We start from the raw sequence: 15,856 nt of genomic DNA on the forward strand, positions 1-15,856 counted from the left end.
ATAATGTTCTTTAAATTCATACAGTTAAAACACATAAACAGCGTGGCACATTCCTTGCAATAACCACAACAAGAACTCCAAAGGTGTCTTGTCATGGCAAGTTTGAACGAAAAAATTCAGGACGTGTTTAATGAACCCGGCTGCGATAAAAATCAGGCCAAGGATGAAAAAGCACGCAAGAAAGGTTGTACCAAGCAATTGACGCCTGGTGCCGCCGCCGGTGGCTGCGCTTTTGATGGTGCCAAAATCGCCTTGCAGCCGATTACCGATGTCGCGCATCTGGTACATGGGCCGATTGCCTGTGAAGGTAACTCCTGGGATAACCGTGGCGCCAAATCCTCTGGTTCCAGTCTCTATAGAACTGGCTTTACCACCGACATGAACGAACTGGATGTGATTTATGGTGGCGAGAAGCGCCTGTTCAAGGCCATCAGGGAAATTATCAGCAAATATGACCCGCCTGCGGTGTTTGTTTACCAGACCTGCGTGCCTGCACTGACCGGGGATGACATCGAAGCGGTGTGCAAGAAAGCCAGTGAAAAATTTGGCAAGCCGGTGATCCCGGTGAATTCGCCTGGCTTTGCCGGGCCGAAAAACCTGGGCAACAAGCTGGCGGGTGAAGCATTGCTGGCGCATGTGATTGGCACGCAGGAGCCTGATTACACCACGCCGTACGACATTAATATTATTGGCGAATATAACCTGGCCGGGGAGTTATGGCAGGTCAAACCACTGCTGGATGAGTTGGGTATCCGCGTGCTGGCTTGTATCTCTGGCGATGCAAAATATCACGAGGTTGCGCAATCACACCGCGCCAAGGCGGCAATGATGGTGTGTTCCAAGGCCATGATTAATGTGGCGCGCAAGATGGAAGAGCGTTATGGCATTCCGTTTTTTGAAGGTTCGTTTTACGGCATTGGCGACATGAGCGACAGCTTGCGCCAGATTGCCCGCCTGCTGATACAGCAAGGGGCGGATGCCGAGTTGATGACGCGTACCGAAGCGCTTATTGCACGCGAGGAAGCCCGCGCCTGGGCGGCGATTGCAGATTACAAATTACGCCTGAGTGGCAAGCGTGTGTTGCTGATTACCGGCGGGGTCAAATCCTGGTCTGTGGTGTCAGCCTTACAGGAAGCAGGCATGGAGGTGGTGGGCACCAGCGTCAAAAAATCCACCGAGGAAGACAAGGAAAAGATCAAGGAAATCATGGGCGAGGATGCCCACATGATAGACGACATGCGGCCACGCGATATGTATGCCATGCTCAAGGAAGCAAAGGCCGACATCATGCTCTCGGGTGGGCGCAGCCAGTTTGTGGCGCTCAAGGCCAAAATGCCGTGGCTGGATATTAACCAGGAACGTCACCATGCGTATGCGGGCTATGTGGGCATGGTGGAACTGGTCAAAAACATCACGCAATCGCTGTATCACCCGGTGTGGCAACAGGTGCGGCAACCAGCGCCGTGGGAAACGGCGGTCAGCAGCGATGAGCCGCCACTGACCAGCGGCGACATCGCGGCCTGAAGGGAGCAAGACCATGGCACAAGTACTCAACCCCGGTAAAGCCTGTAGCGTCAACCCGCTCAAGATGAGCGCACCCATCGGGGCGGCGCTGGCCTTTATGGGCTTGCAGCACTGCCTGCCTACCCTGCATGGTTCGCAGGGCTGTACTTCATTCGGGCTGGTATTGTTTGTGCGGCATTTCCGCGAAATGATCCCCATGCAAACCACGGCCATGAGCGAGGTCACCACCATCCTTGGTGGCATGGACAATATCGAGCAGACCATCGTCAATATCTGGAAACGCAACCAGCCCTCCATCCTCGGCATCGCCTCTACCGGGCTGACCGAAACCAAGGGCGATGATGTGGATGCCTATCTCAAGCTGATTGCGCAAAAACACCCCGAGCTTGCTGACATGCATATCCTGTATGTATCGACGCCTGACTACGTGGGCGCGTTTCAGGATGGCTGGAGCAAGGCGGTGCTGAAAATAGTGCAGCACTTTGCACAGCCTGTGAGCGTGCGCCATGCGCGCCGCGTCAATGTGCTGGCTGGCAGCCATTTAACACCGGGCGACTTGCAGGAAATTCGCGACATTGTCGAACTGTTCGGGCTGGAGGCGGTGATAGTGCCCGATATTTCTGGCTCGCTGGATGGCCATATACCGGACGACTTTACACCGACTACCTTGGGCGGCACCACGCTGGAGCAGTTACAGACCTTGGGCACGGCACGCTATACGCTCGCTATCGGCGAGCAGATGCGCCCGGCAGCGCAGGCGCTGGAAGCCCAATGTGGCGTCCCCTACCGTCTGTTTGAGCGGCTGACCGGACTGGCCGCCAGTGATGACTTTGTGCAATGCCTGTCCGAACTCACCGGCACCCCCGTGCCGATGAAACTGCGCCGCCAGCGCAGCCAGTGTCAGGACGCCATGCTGGATGCGCATTTTTATACCGGCGGCAAAACCGTCGCTATCGGTGCCGAACCCGACATGTTGTGGAGCTACGGCCAGTTTTTGCTAGAGATGGGCTGTGACTTGCGCGCGGTGACCACCACTCACTCGCCGTTATTGGCGCAACTGCCTATAGAACAGGTGCAAATCGGTGATCTGGAAGATCTGGAAGTGCTGGCACAAGGCTGTGACCTGCTGCTCACCCACTCGCACGGCAGGCAACTGGCCGAGCGCCTGCATCTGCCTTTTATCCGTATCGGCATTCCGACTTTTGACCGTATCGGCGCCGCACACAAAATTAGCGTGGGCTACCGGGGCACGCGTGATCTGGCATTTGAACTGGCCAACACCTTTCTGGCACAGAGCCATGAACCAGCCCCTGATCACTGGTATCCCGCACCAGCAAGCGAGGCTGGTGCCGCCACTGGCTGCAACAGTTGTACGCCTGCTGGCAGTTGCCACAGCGCAAGCGACATGCATTTAGAAAGCACTGTGCATTTCAGTTAACCCCGCGTAAAGGAACCCCCACATGAAAGTCGCATTTGCCACACAGGATTTAAAACGGGTCGACGCCCACTTTGGCTGGGCCAAGCACCTGGCCATTTATGAGCTGACGCCGGAAAACTGGACGTTTTTACACTCGGTGCCGTTTGATGGCGACTTAAAAGAAGACGGCAACGAAGACAAGCTGGCACCCAAGCTGGAAGTCATCAAGGACTGTGCGCTGCTGTATGTGGCGGCCATCGGTGGCTCCGCCGCTGCCCGTGTGGTGGCGCACAAGATACACCCGGTCAAGGTCACCGCTGATGAACCGATAGACGAAATTCTGGGCAAATTGCAGGATGTGCTCAAAGGCACCCCACCCCCCTGGTTACGCAAAGCCCTGCTTAAAGACCAGGCCACAACGGTCGATTTTGATGAGGAAGAAGAAACGGTATAGGTTTTAAAGGCTATTTACCACAGAGACGCCGAGAACACAGAGCAGCAAGTGCATTCAGCAAACTAAGAATTTCTCTGTGACCTCTGTGCGCTCTGTGGCTAATTAAAGCTTTTAAATTCATTTTGAGCCACCAAGGACACGGAGTGCTCAGAGAAAACCGAAGGCGTTTGCGTGTTAATGCGGTAAGCAATATTTATTTATAGGAGAAAAACATGACAGCAGTCGCTGAAGCGCCAGTAGCGAGTGATCCCTGGACCTCGCCATTTGTGATCGAACTGATTAAGCAATGGCGGGCGCAAGACACCCATGGCGCATGGGAAGGCAAGGATAATGCGACCTTGCTGGCGCCTTATATCATTAGTAAGGAGCAGCGCCGCGAGATGCCAATTATCGGCGACCCCGACCCGGAAACCTTGTGGCGTCTGGAATTGTTTTATAACGCGGTGGGCCTGGCGGTGGAGCGGGAAACCGGCGTCATGGTCTCGCCCATGATGAAGATGCATCACGAGGGCTTTGGCAAGATGTTGCTGACTGCAGGCCGCCTGGTGGTAGTGAACAAGCATCTGCGCGATGTGCACCGCTTTGGTTTTGAAACCATGGACAAGCTGGCCGCCGAAGGCCAGAAGCTGGTGCAGGCCGCGGTGGACATGATACAAAAGTTTCCCGAAGTGGTGAATTACGGTTAGGAGTGCGCCATGAGTGAGATAGAAACAAGCGACGTAGACTCCATCAAGGCCGAGGTGAAAAAACTCAATGCCCAGGCCACCCAGCTCAAAATGGACTTGCATGACTTGTCCGAAGACTTGCCGACCGGCTGGGAAAAAATTCCGGAAGTGGCCGAGAAAACCTTCAAGGCTTATCAACAATTGACCGACGCCCGTAAAAGGCTGACCGCAGCGGGTGGCTAGGAGCAAACCATGGCTTTCAGTGTAACTTTACCCAGCGGCGTGGAGTGGACGCCGCAATTTGCCGACCACATTGCCGAGGAAAAATGCATAGGCTGTGGCCGCTGCTTTCGTGTCTGTGGCCGTGATGTGCTGGAGCTGGTGGGCATTACTGAAGACGGTGACCGCATCGCCATGACGCTGGGCGACGATGAGGATGATGAGTATGAAAAGAAAGTCATGACCATCGCCCATCCGGAAAACTGCGTGGGCTGCGAGGCCTGCGCCAAAATTTGTCCGAAAAAGTGCTATACCCACGCCCCGGCCTGAGGGTAACCCGTATGCAACAGAGCCTCTCCCCGCCCAGTGCTGTTGTAGCAAGTTCCCTGGCCTCATCTGGCCATGGCTGGGACGAGTTTGAGGATTTGATTGCATTATTGATGGCACATGCGCTGGATCAAAACATGAACACCTATGCACTGGCAAGATTGATTGCTGGCACCTGCTGCAGCGGCGCCAACCATTTGTGGCAAGACCTCAAACTGTCCAGCCGCGCCGAACTGTCGCAACTGATGCGCGACTATTTCCCGGCGCTGGTGGCCAAAAACAGCAGCGACATGAAGTGGAAAAAGTTCTTTTACCGGCAACTGTGCGAGCAGGAAAACGTATTGATATGCAAGTCACCCAGTTGCGGTGTCTGTGTGGATTATGAATTATGTTTTGGACCAGAGGAGTAAGCTATGACTTGGCAAACCATTGCTGCGGCACAAGCCGCCGAAATGTTGAGTAACCCGGAACGCTTTGCGGAAATCGCGCTGTTTGATACCCGAGATATGCACAGTTACCAGAGTGGCCATCTGCCAGGGGCCGACCAGCTGTCCGAGTACAAGCTGGAACAGATATTGCGCAGCCTGCCACGCAATATCCCGGTGATGATTTATTGCTATCACGGCAATGCCAGCAAGGTGTTTGCGCAGATGTTTGACGACTTCCGCTACAAGGAAGTCTACAGCGTGGATGGCGGCTATGAAGCATTGGCACCACTGGTGCAGGCGCTGCCGGAAAAGCTGGCTCACGCTGCGTAATATAGCAGCGTTGACAGCCGCAGGCTCGACGCTGCGGTTGATGTTTTACAGCGCGCTTGCATACACTAATGGTATCTCAACCCGATCAGGAAAATATCGTCATGAAAATCAGCGCACGTAACCAGTTCCAGGGAAACATCACTGCCGTACACCCTGGCAGCGTACATACCGAAATCGAAATTGCCCTCGGCAATGGCGACACGCTAGTGGCCATGGTCACCCACAGCAGTGCACACAGTCTGGGCCTGACCAGTGGCAAATCGGTGCTGGCCCTGGTCAAAGCCTCTTCCATGATGGTGATGACAGAGAGCGAGGGCTATGCCCTGAGCGCACGTAACGTGCTGCGCGGCGTGGTGGCACAGGTGATCAGCGGGCCGGTCAGTGCCGAAGTCAAACTCGATTTACCAGGCGGCAATACCGTGTTTGCCAGCATTACCCATGAAGCCGCACGTGAACTTGGACTCAGTCAGGGCGCCAGTGCCAGCGTGGTATTCAAAGCCTCTGCGGTGATACTGGCAGTTGCCAGCTAGGCGTTTACCCTCAGAGGCTGGCCACCCATTCCGCTGGCCGGGTATGAAAGCGTGGCTGGCAAGCATCCAGTTGATCAGAGATGGTGGTAGTTTTTAACCAGCCACCGTCTTTCAGACGCCAGGCCATCACCCGTTCGTAATAGACATCGATGCGTAGCGGAAACTCATCGATATCAAAGCCCTCTTCCGACAAGACAAAACTGTGGTAATAAAAACACTTACCCCCGTCGGCGGCGTAGCCATGGATCTTGGTAGCTTGCAGTGAGGGTTCATCGTGCCTTTCAAAACGCTCGGCGCGAATCACTCGCTGTTGTTCAGCCACAGACAAATTGGCATAGAGTTGTTCTATCATGAGTGGACTCCTTTCCTTTCTTGCACATTCAAGATGCGGATGCGTCGTGCATGGCGCGAAACGCGCCTACTCCATCAGTGCCACCGATTTGACCTGTAGCCAGACTGACTGACCGACAGTGATGCCCAGGGTCGACGCCGAGCGTTTAGTGAGTCTGGCAATCAGCACCGAAGCTCCCACCTTGACACGGATCAGCATGACACCGGGATGCGTGTCTATGGCCATGGCATCGACCACACCCTGCAACTGGTTCTGGATACTGCTATCGGTTTGTGGCCGGATGGCCACACTGACATCACGGGCCTGAATATGTACCCGCAGCTGACGCCCCAGCGGCAGGTCTCTCTGCCTGGTCCAGACGCTGCCACCGTCAAATGCCAGCCGCATCAGATGCCATTCCTGGTCAAGTTCGCTGACTTGCGCCTGCAGGACCACGCCGCTGTCCTCCCCCAGGCGGATCGGAGTATCCAGTTGCGCCAGCGTCTCCAGCAATGGCCCTTGTGCCAGCACTCTGCCCGCTTGCAGCATAACGATATGGTCAGCCAGGCGTGCTACTTCGTCATGGGCATGGCTGACATACAGCAATGGAATATCCAGATTGTCATGCAGGCGCTCCAGATAGGGCAAGATTTCCTGTTTGCGCGCATAATCCAGGGCAGCCAGCGGCTCATCCATCAATAGGAGCCGCGGCCTTACTGCTAAGGCCCGCGCCATGGCCACCCGTTGTCGCTCCCCCCCGGACAAATGTGCCGGGTTTCTACCCAGTAGCGGCGTCAATTCCAGCAAGGCGATGGCTGCCTCCAGATCTGCTGGCCGCGCCTGCGTATTGCGCCTGAGGCCAAAACGCAGGTTTTCCAGCACCGTCAGGTGTGGAAACAGGCTGGCCTCTTGAAACACATAGCCGATGGGACGGCGATGTGTAGGCAGGCAATACGCACCCTCCTGCCAGCGCTCGCCGTGAAAGCGCAGATAGCCCTCCCTGGGTTGCTCCAGCCCGGCAATACAGCGCAATAGCGTGGTTTTGCCTGAACCGGAAGGGCCAAACAGGACGGTGATGCCGCGCCCGGGCAGGGTGAGGTCTACATCCAGAGTAAAGCTTGGCCTGGCCAGATGAAAACGTGCCTGTATCTCGCCCATGTCAGTAACCCCTGTTCGGTTGCGTGCGCCACACATGCAGCGCCAGCAACACCAAAAACGAAAACAGCAGCATGACCGCGGCCAGTGTATGCGCCTGACTATATTCCAGGGCTTCCACATGATCATAAATCTGTACCGAAGCGACGCGGGTTTGTCCCGGCACATTGCCCCCTATCATGAGTACCACCCCAAACTCGCCTACCGTGTGGGCAAAGGTGAGCATGGCTGCCGTCAGAAACCCCGGCCAGGACATCGGCACCACCACACTGAAAAACGTATCCAGTGGCGAAGCACGCAAGGTTGCTGCTACCTCCAGCGGCCGCTCACCGATAGCCTCAAACGCGGTGTGCAAGGGTTGCACCATAAACGGCAGGGAATATAACACCGAGGCCAGTACCAGCCCCCAGAAAGTAAACGGTAAACTGCCCAGACCAGTGGCCTGTGTCAGCTTACCCAGCGGGCCTTGTGGTCCCATCGCCAGCAACAGGTAGAACCCCAACACTGAAGGTGGCAGCACCAGCGGCAAGGCCACGACCGAGGCCACCAGCCCTTTCCACCAGACGCGGCTGCGTACCAGCCACCAGGCGACGGGCGTGCCTATGATGAGCAATAGCAGGGTGACCAGACTGGCCAGCTTGATGGTCAGCCAAATGGTCTGTATATCCTCGATGCTTAACATGATGTTTCCTGTGTGATGCCTCAGGGCAATTTATAACCGTTTTTTGCAAAGATGGCACGCGCCTTTTCCGACTGCACGAACCCGTAAAACTTGCGGGCGGCATCCGCATTGTTATCTATGCCATGCTTGAGGATGACCACGCCCTGCGCAATCGGCTCATAACTCTCTTCTGGCACAGCCACCCATTTACCCTTGCCTGTAGTCTCCGGTGCAACGACAATCGACTTGGCACTGAAGCCAACATCTACCGCTTTGCTATCCACGTACTGGCTTACCTGGGTAATGCTCTCGCCATAGACCAGTTTGGGTTCCAGCGCCACTTTCACCTTGTAGAACTCCATGGCCTTGAGTGCCTGTTTGCCAAACGGTGCCAACTTTGGATTGGCAATGGCCACTTTGCCAATAGCCGCATCCGTCAGCCCGGCCACGCCCTTGCTTAAATCGGCCCCGGTTTGTGACCATAGCACCAGCAACCCGTAGGCGTAGGGTTTGGGCGCGGTCACGGCAAAGCCTTCTTTATACAAGCCCTCGGGAAACTCCATATCGGCAGACATGAATACATCAAAGGGCGCGCCCTGGCGTACCTGGGTGGCAATTTTGCCAGAAGCGTTGAGCACGCTTTGTGCCTCGATTCCGGTTTCCTGTTTAAACTCGGCGGCCAGGTCATCGAACACGTATTTGAGGTTGGCCGCAATGGCCACAGTAAAGGGCTCGGCAGCCTGGACCTGCATGGAAACTGCCAGCACACTGGCTATCAGCAGTTGTTTGAGTGATCGCATGGGATCTCCTTGTCTGAATAAAAGTTAGAAATCGAATTGGGCACGCATGGTGACGGCGTCTTCATGATCCAGCGTATACGTTTTGCTGCTACCTGAGACGGTGGCTGTGGTGGTCACCGGGGTATCAAAATGGGTGTGCACATAGTTGGCAATCACACGCACATAGGGCGTCAGCACCCAGTTGGCGCCTATCGTCCAGGCATCAAACGCGTTGCTACGGCCACTTGCCAACTTGCCAGTTCCGGTAGCATTAGTGCTAACAAAATCACCGCCATCAAACTTGCTGTAACGTGCCCCAAGTTGCAACGCGCCCCAGCCCTCGCCCCCCCAGACAAAATCCTGTTTGGGACGCAAGCGGCCAAACATGCCATCTTTATAGGTGCTGGTAAAGGTTTCACCGCTCACCAGCCAGTTGAGGCTGGCATACCATGCGGTCAGGTCACGATCAAACCCGGTGCCATCAAAATTTTCGCGTATATGTTCTGCCTGTAGCTTGACCGGACCGTGTGCCAGCCCAAGTTCATAACCCTCACGCGTACGGTCAACTGCGCGCGTAAAACCTTCACTCGTAGAAAATACGGTGTATCCGCGGCCTTCGGTCAGTACATTCAGGGTTGGCACGCTGCCAGGTTCCTGTTGGCCCCTGGCATAAAAGCCACCAACATGCAGAACACTGTCTTTCCAGTCGGCAAACTGGGCAATATTGCCGACCACACGTACCAGCGCATCCTTGTTGTCATATTTGGCATCGGTTTCATCACCATTGGCAGTGGCTGTGTTAACGCCTTTACCATCGGTCCATGAGGCGTTATAGAACAACCCTGGCACAGGTTCGCCAAACACCATCACGCCGCGGTCAAAAGTGGCACCCAGCAGATAGTCCGTGCCTGCCCGTTCCTGAAAATCTGTAAAGTTGGCATTCATGGCACGCTCAAGTCCATAAAACGGCTTGAACTGACCTGCGCGTAATTTGAATCCGTTAAAATGCAGGTAGTCGACGTGCGCATAGGTCAGGCCGACACTGCCATTATTGGCCGTACCGCTATATTCGGCTTCCAGTCTTGCCGCAAAATCCTTCATCGCCACATTAGCACCCAGCCGGGCGCGACGAATGTTGAAGGTATCTGCGGCTGCAATATCCGGAGAGAAACTGCGGTAGTCGGCTTGCACGCGGCCATTAAGGCCCAGTTTCCAGGCGCCACTACCATCTTCAAAACTCAGGCCATTTTTAAAGTTGGCGTACACTGGCTGGCCACTCGATTTGCCACGGGCAGATTGTAGCGCCTTGATTTCATCGGCCATCGCGTCCATCTTCCACTGCTGATCACGCAAGACCTGTTTGTCATCGCTCGCTACCCCTCTGGTTTCCGCCGGTTTTTCTAACCGTGCCTGGAGCAACTTCAATGCATCTGCCATCTGTTGCATTTGTGTTTGTTGTACTTCCAGCATGTGCTGCAATTGCGCGATGCGGGCATCGGTTTCAGCATCTGCCCACGCCTGGCTGGTTGGCATCCCCAGCCAGGCCAGACTGACCAGTATGGATACTTTTTTCATGTAAAGCGCTCCCTGATGTATTCAAAGACTCGATATAAAGCAAGATATATAGCGATAGAGAAAAAACTACTCGCTCACCCCTAAAATTACACTGCTGGCTTTAAAGACGGCTACCATCGTTTTACCAGCGGCCAGTTGCAGTTCGGCCACACTGTCATTGGTCACGGTCGCGGTGATCACATTACCACCGGCGCAACGTAGGCTGACTTCGGCATTGACACCACCCTGATGTATGCGAGTCACCTCGCCGCCCAGTTTGTTGCGTGCACTCAGGCCAGTCGCGGCTTCAGGACTGGCGAGGATCACCCAGCTGGCCTTGACCAGTGCCCAAGCCTCGCTGCCTACCTGCAAGCCCAGCTCATTCAAGCCATCATGGGTAATGACAGCGTGTATCTGGTCGCCGCCAGTCAATTGCAGGGTCACTTCAACATTGACCTGCGCCTGCTTGATTGCCACCACCTTGCCAAAAAACTGGTTTCTCGCACTGGTTTTCACTGTCAGCCTCCGCATCCATGTATAAATGTTGTCAAAATCAGCGATGCCATCACTGGCCGCCTGTAAAAATCTCTGGTGCTCACGCCTTAACACGCGACTGGCATCCACGACACGGATGCCGGCTTCAGTCAATTGCGCCCCGCCCCCACCCTTGCCACCTGTGGTAGTCTGCACCAGTGCGTCGCCAAACAAACTGTTCATGGCATCCACCGCATCCCAGGCCCCCTTGTAACTGAGTCCTGCCAGTTTGGCCGCCTGCGAGATAGAGCCGCAGCTACCGATATGCTCCAGCAGTGCCAGGCGACGGTCTGTCAGCAAGCCAGCCTGGCCATCACTGCCTTCCGGTCCCAGTACCAGTGAGCCACTTACCTGCATGGTCTGCGTCATCTGCGTTGTCATCTTTCTGTCTGCCTTTGTCATGTTTGTCACATTTGCTACGCTATAAAGTAGATTATATAGCGATAGGCAAGACTATGCAGTTTTTGTGCCAGCTGCCATGATAGACACCGGAAAAACTGCCAGTTACTGCCCTTCACCTCGCATAAACCAGTCAAACACCTGTCGCAATAACAATAACTCCTGCCTGTCAGCGCTACGCAAGGCACTCATATGCCTGAACTCACCGCCAAATAAGGCGATTTCGGACTTGGGCGCATCCGGTGTCATGTAACGACAAAGATGAATGCGTAATGGACCTTCATCAGTGGTGACCCAGGCCGTAAAATCATGCTGGTATTGCAGTGTGTCAGCAGGCACATTCAGGGTTTTGACGATTTCTACCCCTTGTGCTGCCGTGAGGGGCTGGCGCAACGGCTGGTCAGGCTCTGCTAATACGCTGGCACTGACGGGCAAGGCAGCCGGTGCCAACAACCCGCCATGGGGCCAGCGCACGAACAGCAGTGCAGTGCTGTAATTATCAAAATGACAGACAATCACACGTTGCGGCAGTAGGTTGGTGGCAGGTAGCATCATCATTCGCTTATACGGTCATACTGAACAGCGCCGGTTGCTGCTGCCTGAACACGCGCAGCCACATCAGGGTCGCTGGCACCATGGCGCGGATGGCAAACCAGATGGCATCTCGCTCGAAGCCGCCCGATGAACGAACTTGTGACAGCAGGACATTCCAGCCTGCCCAGTCGATTTCAGACATGGCCGTTTTGTTTTCCATCGGCAGCCGGTCTACATTTTCGGCAATGATGCGCAGGTGGCGCAGGGTTTCCGCCTGGGTGAGCTGGCTGCTGAAAAAATCCTCGGGAGCAACTTCCTCGGTAAGGGTCAGCACTGCCTCGCAGGATTGCTGCATGAGGTTAAGCATGGTGGCGCTGGCCAGACTCATAGCGGCACCCCATCGGCATAGGCCTGAATGACCGAGGCCCCCACGCTGTCTTGCGGGTCTATCTCTTGCAGTTTGGTCAGGATTTGCCGCACTTCTGGCAGACGCTGCTGGCGCAGGCGGATATAGGCAAAGGCCTTGAGGCTAAACAGGTAAAAGTGTTGCGGCGAATCGACTTGCGTCCAGTCACAGCTTTGTGCGGTCAGTGATTGCCAGTGGCTATTGATGTGCGCCTGTCTGGCTGCGGCGTCCAGCGCCATGTGTACAGCACGCTCGGCATCACCCAGGCGATTACGTACGGCATACAGTTTGTAGAGCGTGTAATACACATGCAGACAGTCGGGCGAGACCTGATGCGCGCGCAATAGCAGCGACTCTGCCTCACGCCAATCGTGGGTGGTGGCTGCCGCGGCCAGATACCCGGCAATCGGTGGCGGCAAGTCTTCGTGGGCGACGATACCATTCATGGCTGACCTCTCATGGGGTGTCTCTCATCTCAGGCTTTCATCACATCACAGACCATGCAGCGCATGCTGGTTCAAACACTGGCCTCGCATCTGTCAGCGTCCCCTACCACACGCTGTCCGGCACTTTCAGGCGCTCGACCACTTCGCCTGCCAACAGGTGCTTGTCTATGATTTCGGTCACGTCGTCTTTGCTCACACCACCGTACATCACGCTTTCCGGGTAGACCAGCACATGCGGGCCACTGTCACAGGGGCCCTGGCAGCCGCTAAACGTCACCGAAAACTGCTCCCACAGATTGCGCGTCTGCACCTGTTGCCAGAACGCCTGCAAAATATCATTGCTGCCCCGTCCCTGGCACGAGCCACGCGGGTGGCCCGGTGGTCTGGCCTGGTTACATACAAACACTTGTCTGGCGGGTTTACTCATGGGGATGTCTCCAACAATGCAATACAAAAAAGGGGATTAGCCGAACTTGAACAGGATGCCGTAGCCACCACGCGGATATTCCCAGGCCACATTGCGGTGCTCGTTACAGATAATGCGGCAGGTGCCACATTCCAGGCAGCCATCACTGATCACGGTGACATTTCCGTTACCTTCCATGGTCCAGCAGCCAGCGGGGCAACACACGGTACAGGCATGGCTGTCACAATGGCGGCAGACGTCAGCATCCTTGATCTCGATATGCGGCTTGCCGCTGTCCACCTTGTAGCGGTTCTGGAACAGTTTCTCTTCAACCTTGACGACAATACTCATTCAAAAGCCCTCCATAACTTGAACGCATCTCCCATCAGGCCCATCAGTGAGCGGCGTTGACGGAAGCTGTGGCGTATCTGCTTTTCTTTAGATTTTTTATCCACCCCATCCACAGTCAGCATGGTGTGGGCGGCTTTGGACAACAACTCGGGATAGTCATTAAAGAACTGCGGATTTTTGTGGAAGATTGCCGGCATGTCCTTGTATTTTTTCAGGTCTTTCATGACAAAGCTGTCGTTGAGCGTGGCCTCGTAGCGCTTGAGGTTGGCCTTGCTGAAGGGCAGGCCCTCGGCACGCAAGGCAATCAAGGTATCCGCCGCCACCATGCCGGTGGTCATGGCCAGATTGGAACCTTCGCGGTGCACGGCGTTAACAAACATGCCAGCGTCGCCAACGATGAGCCAGCCATCGCCAAACAAATCCGGCATGGCGTTGTAGCCGCCTTCTGGAATCAGGTGCGCGGTATATTCTTTCATCTCGCCGCCTTCAATCAGCGGCTGGATGGCCGGATGCGCTTTCATTTGCTCCAGCAAGGCATAAGGGGTGATTTGCTGGGCTTTGAAGTCGGACAGCATACAACCGACGCCGATGGTCACCGACTCGCGGTTGGTATAGAGAAAACCCGTCCCCATCATGCCCTTGGTGATTTTGCCCGCCATCTCGATGACCACGCCCTCTTCGCCCTTGACGTTAAAGCGCTGCTCGATAAGCTCGGTTGGCATAAAGTGGATTTCCTTGACCGCCAGCGCCACATCCTTGGGATGCAGCTCGGGGTGAAAGCCGGCTTTTTTCGCCAGGTAGGAGTTCACCCCATCGGCCAGTATCACCGCATCGGCATAAATCTCACCGCCCTGACGGTCCGTGCGTACACCGATGACACGCTGGCCATCCAGCAGCAGTTCGGTCACCGTGGTTTCGCATATGACCAGCGCCCCGGCCTTTTGCACGCGCTCGGAAAACCACTTGTCAAACTGCGAACGTATCATGGTGTAGCGGTTATAGGGCGGCTTGTTAAAGCTGTCCGAGCGGTAGTGCGAACCCATGTAGGAGTCGTCATCCAGCACCCACATGCGCTGTTCGATGATATGCCGCTCCAGTGGCGCATCCTCCCTGAAGTCAGGAATCAGTTTTTCCAATGCATCCGAATACAAAATCGCACCTTGTACGTTTTTCGAGCCTGAGCTTTCACCACGTTCCAATTGCAATACGCTGAGTCCGGCCTGTGCCAGACGCAAGGCGGCGGCGTTGCCAGACGGGCCCGCGCCCACAATGATCACATCAAATTTTTCACTCATGCTTAGCCTGCCTTTCTTGCAGTTGCCAGGTGTGCCTTAAATGCCTCGGTCAGCGCCGGTAATATGGTCATGGCGTTGCCGACAATGCCATAGTGAGCAAAGTCAAAAATCGGCGCATTGGGGTCGTTGTTGATGGCGATAATCACATCCGAGGCATCCATGCCCACGCGGTGCTGGATGGCACCGGAAATGCCCACCGCGATATAGAGTTTTGGGCGCACGGTTTTGCCAGATTGGCCGACCTGACGGTCTAGCTCGACCCAGCCCGCTTGCACCACGGGGCGAGTGGCGCCGACTTCTGCGCCCAGCACTTGCGCCAGCTCCCAGATCAGTTTGAAGTTTTCCGGCTTTTTCATGCCGCGACCACCAGCGACGATAATGTCGGCAAATGGCAGTTGCGGTTTGTCTTGCATCTCGTCCGGGATAAACTCCAGCACTTTGGTAATGATGCTGCTTTCTATCATGCCCAGGGTGTCTTCAATGATGCGGCCATTGCGCGTCGCGTCGCGCTCTGGCATCGCCATCACACGTGGCCGCACCGTGGCCATTTGCGGCCGATAATTCAGGGTCTGAATGGTACACAGCAAGGAGCCGCCAAAGGTTGGGCGACTCGCCAGCAGGCTGCGCACGTCGAGGTCGATATTGAGCTCGGTACAGTCAGCAGTGAGGCCAGTTTTGAGCGTGGTGGCGACACTGCCTGCCAAATCGCGGCCCAATGTGGTTGCACCAAGGAACAAGATTTCAGGCTGGTATTTGTTGACCAGATCGGTCAGCCCTTTGGTATAAGGCTCGTTACGATAATCTTGCAGCAGCGGGTCTTCAATCAGGTAGCACAGGTCTGCGCCATGGTAAAAGGCCTCCTGGCAAAAACTGCGAGTGGTCTCTCCGGGAGGACCCATCACCACGCCTGCCAATTCCACACCCAGCATATCGGCCAGTTTGCGGCCTTCGCCCAATAATTCCAGCGAAACGGGATGTATGGCGCCGCGCTCATGTTCAATAAACACCCAGACGCCTTTATACGCTTTCAGACGCTCATCAAGCTCAAATTTCTTCTTGCCTGCCGGTGCCGGTTTTTTGGTTTCTTCACTCATATGGATTCCTTTACTTC

22 protein-coding genes are annotated in these 15,856 nt (G+C 55.4%); 9 read left to right on the top strand and 13 right to left on the bottom strand.

Annotated features, from left to right (window positions below):
- The first annotated feature begins 93 nt into the window (after positions 1–93).
- From nifE to GOC95_RS10900, 9 genes are all read left to right on the top strand, one after another.
- Positions 94–1,524 (top strand): nitrogenase iron-molybdenum cofactor biosynthesis protein NifE, encoded by a 1,431-nt coding sequence (gene nifE / locus GOC95_RS10860; RefSeq protein ID WP_275357064.1) that lies wholly within the window; start codon positions 94–96, stop codon positions 1,522–1,524.
- 13 nt (positions 1,525–1,537) lie between these two features.
- Positions 1,538–2,962 (top strand): nitrogenase iron-molybdenum cofactor biosynthesis protein NifN, encoded by a 1,425-nt coding sequence (gene nifN, locus GOC95_RS10865; RefSeq protein ID WP_275357065.1) that lies wholly within the window; start codon positions 1,538–1,540, stop codon positions 2,960–2,962.
- A gap of 22 nt (positions 2,963–2,984) precedes the next feature.
- Entirely contained in the window at positions 2,985–3,395 is a 411-nt protein-coding gene (gene nifX, locus GOC95_RS10870; protein ID WP_275357066.1) for a nitrogen fixation protein NifX, read from the top strand.
- Positions 3,396–3,607: 212 nt separating this feature from the next.
- A complete protein-coding gene (locus tag GOC95_RS10875) occupies positions 3,608–4,081 on the top strand; it encodes a NifX-associated nitrogen fixation protein (RefSeq protein ID WP_275357067.1) in 474 nt (157 codons plus the stop codon).
- Positions 4,082–4,090: 9 nt separating this feature from the next.
- A complete protein-coding gene (locus tag GOC95_RS10880; RefSeq protein WP_194747291.1) occupies positions 4,091–4,303 on the top strand; it encodes a CCE_0567 family metalloprotein in 213 nt (70 codons plus the stop codon).
- A 9-nt stretch (positions 4,304–4,312) separates the two neighbouring features.
- Entirely contained in the window at positions 4,313–4,609 is a 297-nt protein-coding gene (gene fdxB / locus GOC95_RS10885; protein WP_194747292.1) for a ferredoxin III, nif-specific, read from the top strand.
- An 11-nt stretch (positions 4,610–4,620) separates the two neighbouring features.
- Positions 4,621–5,016 (top strand): nitrogen fixation protein NifQ, encoded by a 396-nt coding sequence (locus GOC95_RS10890; RefSeq protein WP_275357068.1) that lies wholly within the window; start codon positions 4,621–4,623, stop codon positions 5,014–5,016.
- Between the two features lie 3 nt (positions 5,017–5,019).
- A complete protein-coding gene (locus GOC95_RS10895) occupies positions 5,020–5,364 on the top strand; it encodes a thiosulfate sulfurtransferase GlpE (protein WP_275357069.1) in 345 nt (114 codons plus the stop codon).
- Between the two features lie 101 nt (positions 5,365–5,465).
- Entirely contained in the window at positions 5,466–5,894 is a 429-nt protein-coding gene (locus GOC95_RS10900; RefSeq protein ID WP_275357070.1) for a TOBE domain-containing protein, read from the top strand.
- 10 nt (positions 5,895–5,904) lie between these two features.
- On the opposite strand, the gene GOC95_RS10905 is transcribed toward GOC95_RS10900, so the two are convergent.
- The 13 genes from GOC95_RS10905 to GOC95_RS10965 form a co-directional block, all read right to left on the bottom strand.
- A complete protein-coding gene (locus tag GOC95_RS10905; RefSeq protein ID WP_275357071.1) occupies positions 5,905–6,246 on the bottom strand; it encodes a hypothetical protein in 342 nt (113 codons plus the stop codon).
- A 66-nt stretch (positions 6,247–6,312) separates the two neighbouring features.
- Entirely contained in the window at positions 6,313–7,383 is a 1,071-nt protein-coding gene (modC, locus tag GOC95_RS10910; protein ID WP_275357072.1) for a molybdenum ABC transporter ATP-binding protein, read from the bottom strand.
- 1 nt (position 7,384) lies between these two features.
- A complete protein-coding gene (gene modB / locus GOC95_RS10915; RefSeq protein ID WP_228518670.1) occupies positions 7,385–8,062 on the bottom strand; it encodes a molybdate ABC transporter permease subunit in 678 nt (225 codons plus the stop codon).
- A gap of 20 nt (positions 8,063–8,082) precedes the next feature.
- Positions 8,083–8,841 carry a molybdate ABC transporter substrate-binding protein gene (gene modA, locus GOC95_RS10920; protein WP_275357073.1) on the bottom strand — a complete coding sequence of 253 codons (759 nt, stop codon included), beginning with the start codon at positions 8,839–8,841 and terminating at the stop codon, positions 8,083–8,085.
- Positions 8,842–8,865: 24 nt separating this feature from the next.
- The gene (locus GOC95_RS10925) at positions 8,866–10,395 is read right to left on the bottom strand and encodes a porin (protein ID WP_275357074.1); all 1,530 of its coding nucleotides are present in this window, start codon (positions 10,393–10,395) and stop codon (positions 8,866–8,868) included.
- A gap of 66 nt (positions 10,396–10,461) precedes the next feature.
- Positions 10,462–11,289, bottom strand: a complete 828-nt coding sequence (locus GOC95_RS10930; protein WP_275357075.1) for a TOBE domain-containing protein — start codon at positions 11,287–11,289, stop codon at positions 10,462–10,464.
- 123 nt (positions 11,290–11,412) lie between these two features.
- On the bottom strand, positions 11,413–11,865 hold the full coding sequence (locus GOC95_RS10935) for a hypothetical protein (protein ID WP_275357076.1): 453 nt from the start codon (positions 11,863–11,865) through the stop codon (positions 11,413–11,415).
- A 4-nt stretch (positions 11,866–11,869) separates the two neighbouring features.
- Entirely contained in the window at positions 11,870–12,229 is a 360-nt protein-coding gene (locus GOC95_RS10940; protein ID WP_275357077.1) for a hypothetical protein, read from the bottom strand.
- On the bottom strand, positions 12,226–12,693 hold the full coding sequence (locus tag GOC95_RS10945) for a hypothetical protein (RefSeq protein ID WP_275357078.1): 468 nt from the start codon (positions 12,691–12,693) through the stop codon (positions 12,226–12,228). The genes GOC95_RS10940 and GOC95_RS10945 overlap by 4 nt, the downstream gene beginning before the upstream one ends.
- A gap of 103 nt (positions 12,694–12,796) precedes the next feature.
- A complete protein-coding gene (locus tag GOC95_RS10950; protein ID WP_194747301.1) occupies positions 12,797–13,120 on the bottom strand; it encodes a (2Fe-2S) ferredoxin domain-containing protein in 324 nt (107 codons plus the stop codon).
- 36 nt (positions 13,121–13,156) lie between these two features.
- Positions 13,157–13,450 (bottom strand): ferredoxin family protein, encoded by a 294-nt coding sequence (locus tag GOC95_RS10955; RefSeq protein ID WP_194747302.1) that lies wholly within the window; start codon positions 13,448–13,450, stop codon positions 13,157–13,159.
- On the bottom strand, positions 13,447–14,745 hold the full coding sequence (locus GOC95_RS10960) for an FAD-dependent oxidoreductase (RefSeq protein WP_275357079.1): 1,299 nt from the start codon (positions 14,743–14,745) through the stop codon (positions 13,447–13,449). The genes GOC95_RS10955 and GOC95_RS10960 overlap by 4 nt, the downstream gene beginning before the upstream one ends.
- A gap of 2 nt (positions 14,746–14,747) precedes the next feature.
- Positions 14,748–15,839, bottom strand: coding sequence for an electron transfer flavoprotein subunit alpha/FixB family protein (locus GOC95_RS10965; protein WP_275357080.1), 1,092 nt, complete (start codon positions 15,837–15,839; stop codon positions 14,748–14,750).
- Between the last annotated feature and the right edge of the window lie 17 nt (positions 15,840–15,856).

It is taken from the genome of Methylophilus sp. YYY-1, assembly GCF_029132825.1.
In the GTDB taxonomy this organism is placed as follows: Bacteria; Pseudomonadota; Gammaproteobacteria; order Burkholderiales; family Methylophilaceae; genus Methylophilus; species Methylophilus glucosoxydans.

Bases quoted from the DNA above. Each gene is read 5' to 3' on its own strand.
- nifE (WP_275357064.1), top strand. From the start codon at position 94: ATGGCAAGTTTGAACGAAAAAATTCAGGACGTGTTTAATGAACCCGGC.
- nifN (WP_275357065.1), top strand. From the start codon at position 1,538: ATGGCACAAGTACTCAACCCCGGTAAAGCCTGTAGCGTCAACCCGCTC.
- nifX (WP_275357066.1), top strand. From the start codon at position 2,985: ATGAAAGTCGCATTTGCCACACAGGATTTAAAACGGGTCGACGCCCAC.
- GOC95_RS10875 (WP_275357067.1), top strand. From the start codon at position 3,608: ATGACAGCAGTCGCTGAAGCGCCAGTAGCGAGTGATCCCTGGACCTCG.
- GOC95_RS10880 (WP_194747291.1), top strand. From the start codon at position 4,091: ATGAGTGAGATAGAAACAAGCGACGTAGACTCCATCAAGGCCGAGGTG.
- fdxB (WP_194747292.1), top strand. From the start codon at position 4,313: ATGGCTTTCAGTGTAACTTTACCCAGCGGCGTGGAGTGGACGCCGCAA.
- GOC95_RS10890 (WP_275357068.1), top strand. From the start codon at position 4,621: ATGCAACAGAGCCTCTCCCCGCCCAGTGCTGTTGTAGCAAGTTCCCTG.
- GOC95_RS10895 (WP_275357069.1), top strand. From the start codon at position 5,020: ATGACTTGGCAAACCATTGCTGCGGCACAAGCCGCCGAAATGTTGAGT.
- GOC95_RS10900 (WP_275357070.1), top strand. From the start codon at position 5,466: ATGAAAATCAGCGCACGTAACCAGTTCCAGGGAAACATCACTGCCGTA.
- GOC95_RS10905 (WP_275357071.1), bottom strand. From the start codon at position 6,246: ATGATAGAACAACTCTATGCCAATTTGTCTGTGGCTGAACAACAGCGA.
- modC (WP_275357072.1), bottom strand. From the start codon at position 7,383: ATGGGCGAGATACAGGCACGTTTTCATCTGGCCAGGCCAAGCTTTACT.
- modB (WP_228518670.1), bottom strand. From the start codon at position 8,062: ATGTTAAGCATCGAGGATATACAGACCATTTGGCTGACCATCAAGCTG.
- modA (WP_275357073.1), bottom strand. From the start codon at position 8,841: ATGCGATCACTCAAACAACTGCTGATAGCCAGTGTGCTGGCAGTTTCC.
- GOC95_RS10925 (WP_275357074.1), bottom strand. From the start codon at position 10,395: ATGAAAAAAGTATCCATACTGGTCAGTCTGGCCTGGCTGGGGATGCCA.
- GOC95_RS10930 (WP_275357075.1), bottom strand. From the start codon at position 11,289: ATGACAACGCAGATGACGCAGACCATGCAGGTAAGTGGCTCACTGGTA.
- GOC95_RS10935 (WP_275357076.1), bottom strand. From the start codon at position 11,865: ATGATGATGCTACCTGCCACCAACCTACTGCCGCAACGTGTGATTGTC.
- GOC95_RS10940 (WP_275357077.1), bottom strand. From the start codon at position 12,229: ATGAGTCTGGCCAGCGCCACCATGCTTAACCTCATGCAGCAATCCTGC.
- GOC95_RS10945 (WP_275357078.1), bottom strand. From the start codon at position 12,693: ATGAATGGTATCGTCGCCCACGAAGACTTGCCGCCACCGATTGCCGGG.
- GOC95_RS10950 (WP_194747301.1), bottom strand. From the start codon at position 13,120: ATGAGTAAACCCGCCAGACAAGTGTTTGTATGTAACCAGGCCAGACCA.
- GOC95_RS10955 (WP_194747302.1), bottom strand. From the start codon at position 13,450: ATGAGTATTGTCGTCAAGGTTGAAGAGAAACTGTTCCAGAACCGCTAC.
- GOC95_RS10960 (WP_275357079.1), bottom strand. From the start codon at position 14,745: ATGAGTGAAAAATTTGATGTGATCATTGTGGGCGCGGGCCCGTCTGGC.
- GOC95_RS10965 (WP_275357080.1), bottom strand. From the start codon at position 15,839: ATGAGTGAAGAAACCAAAAAACCGGCACCGGCAGGCAAGAAGAAATTT.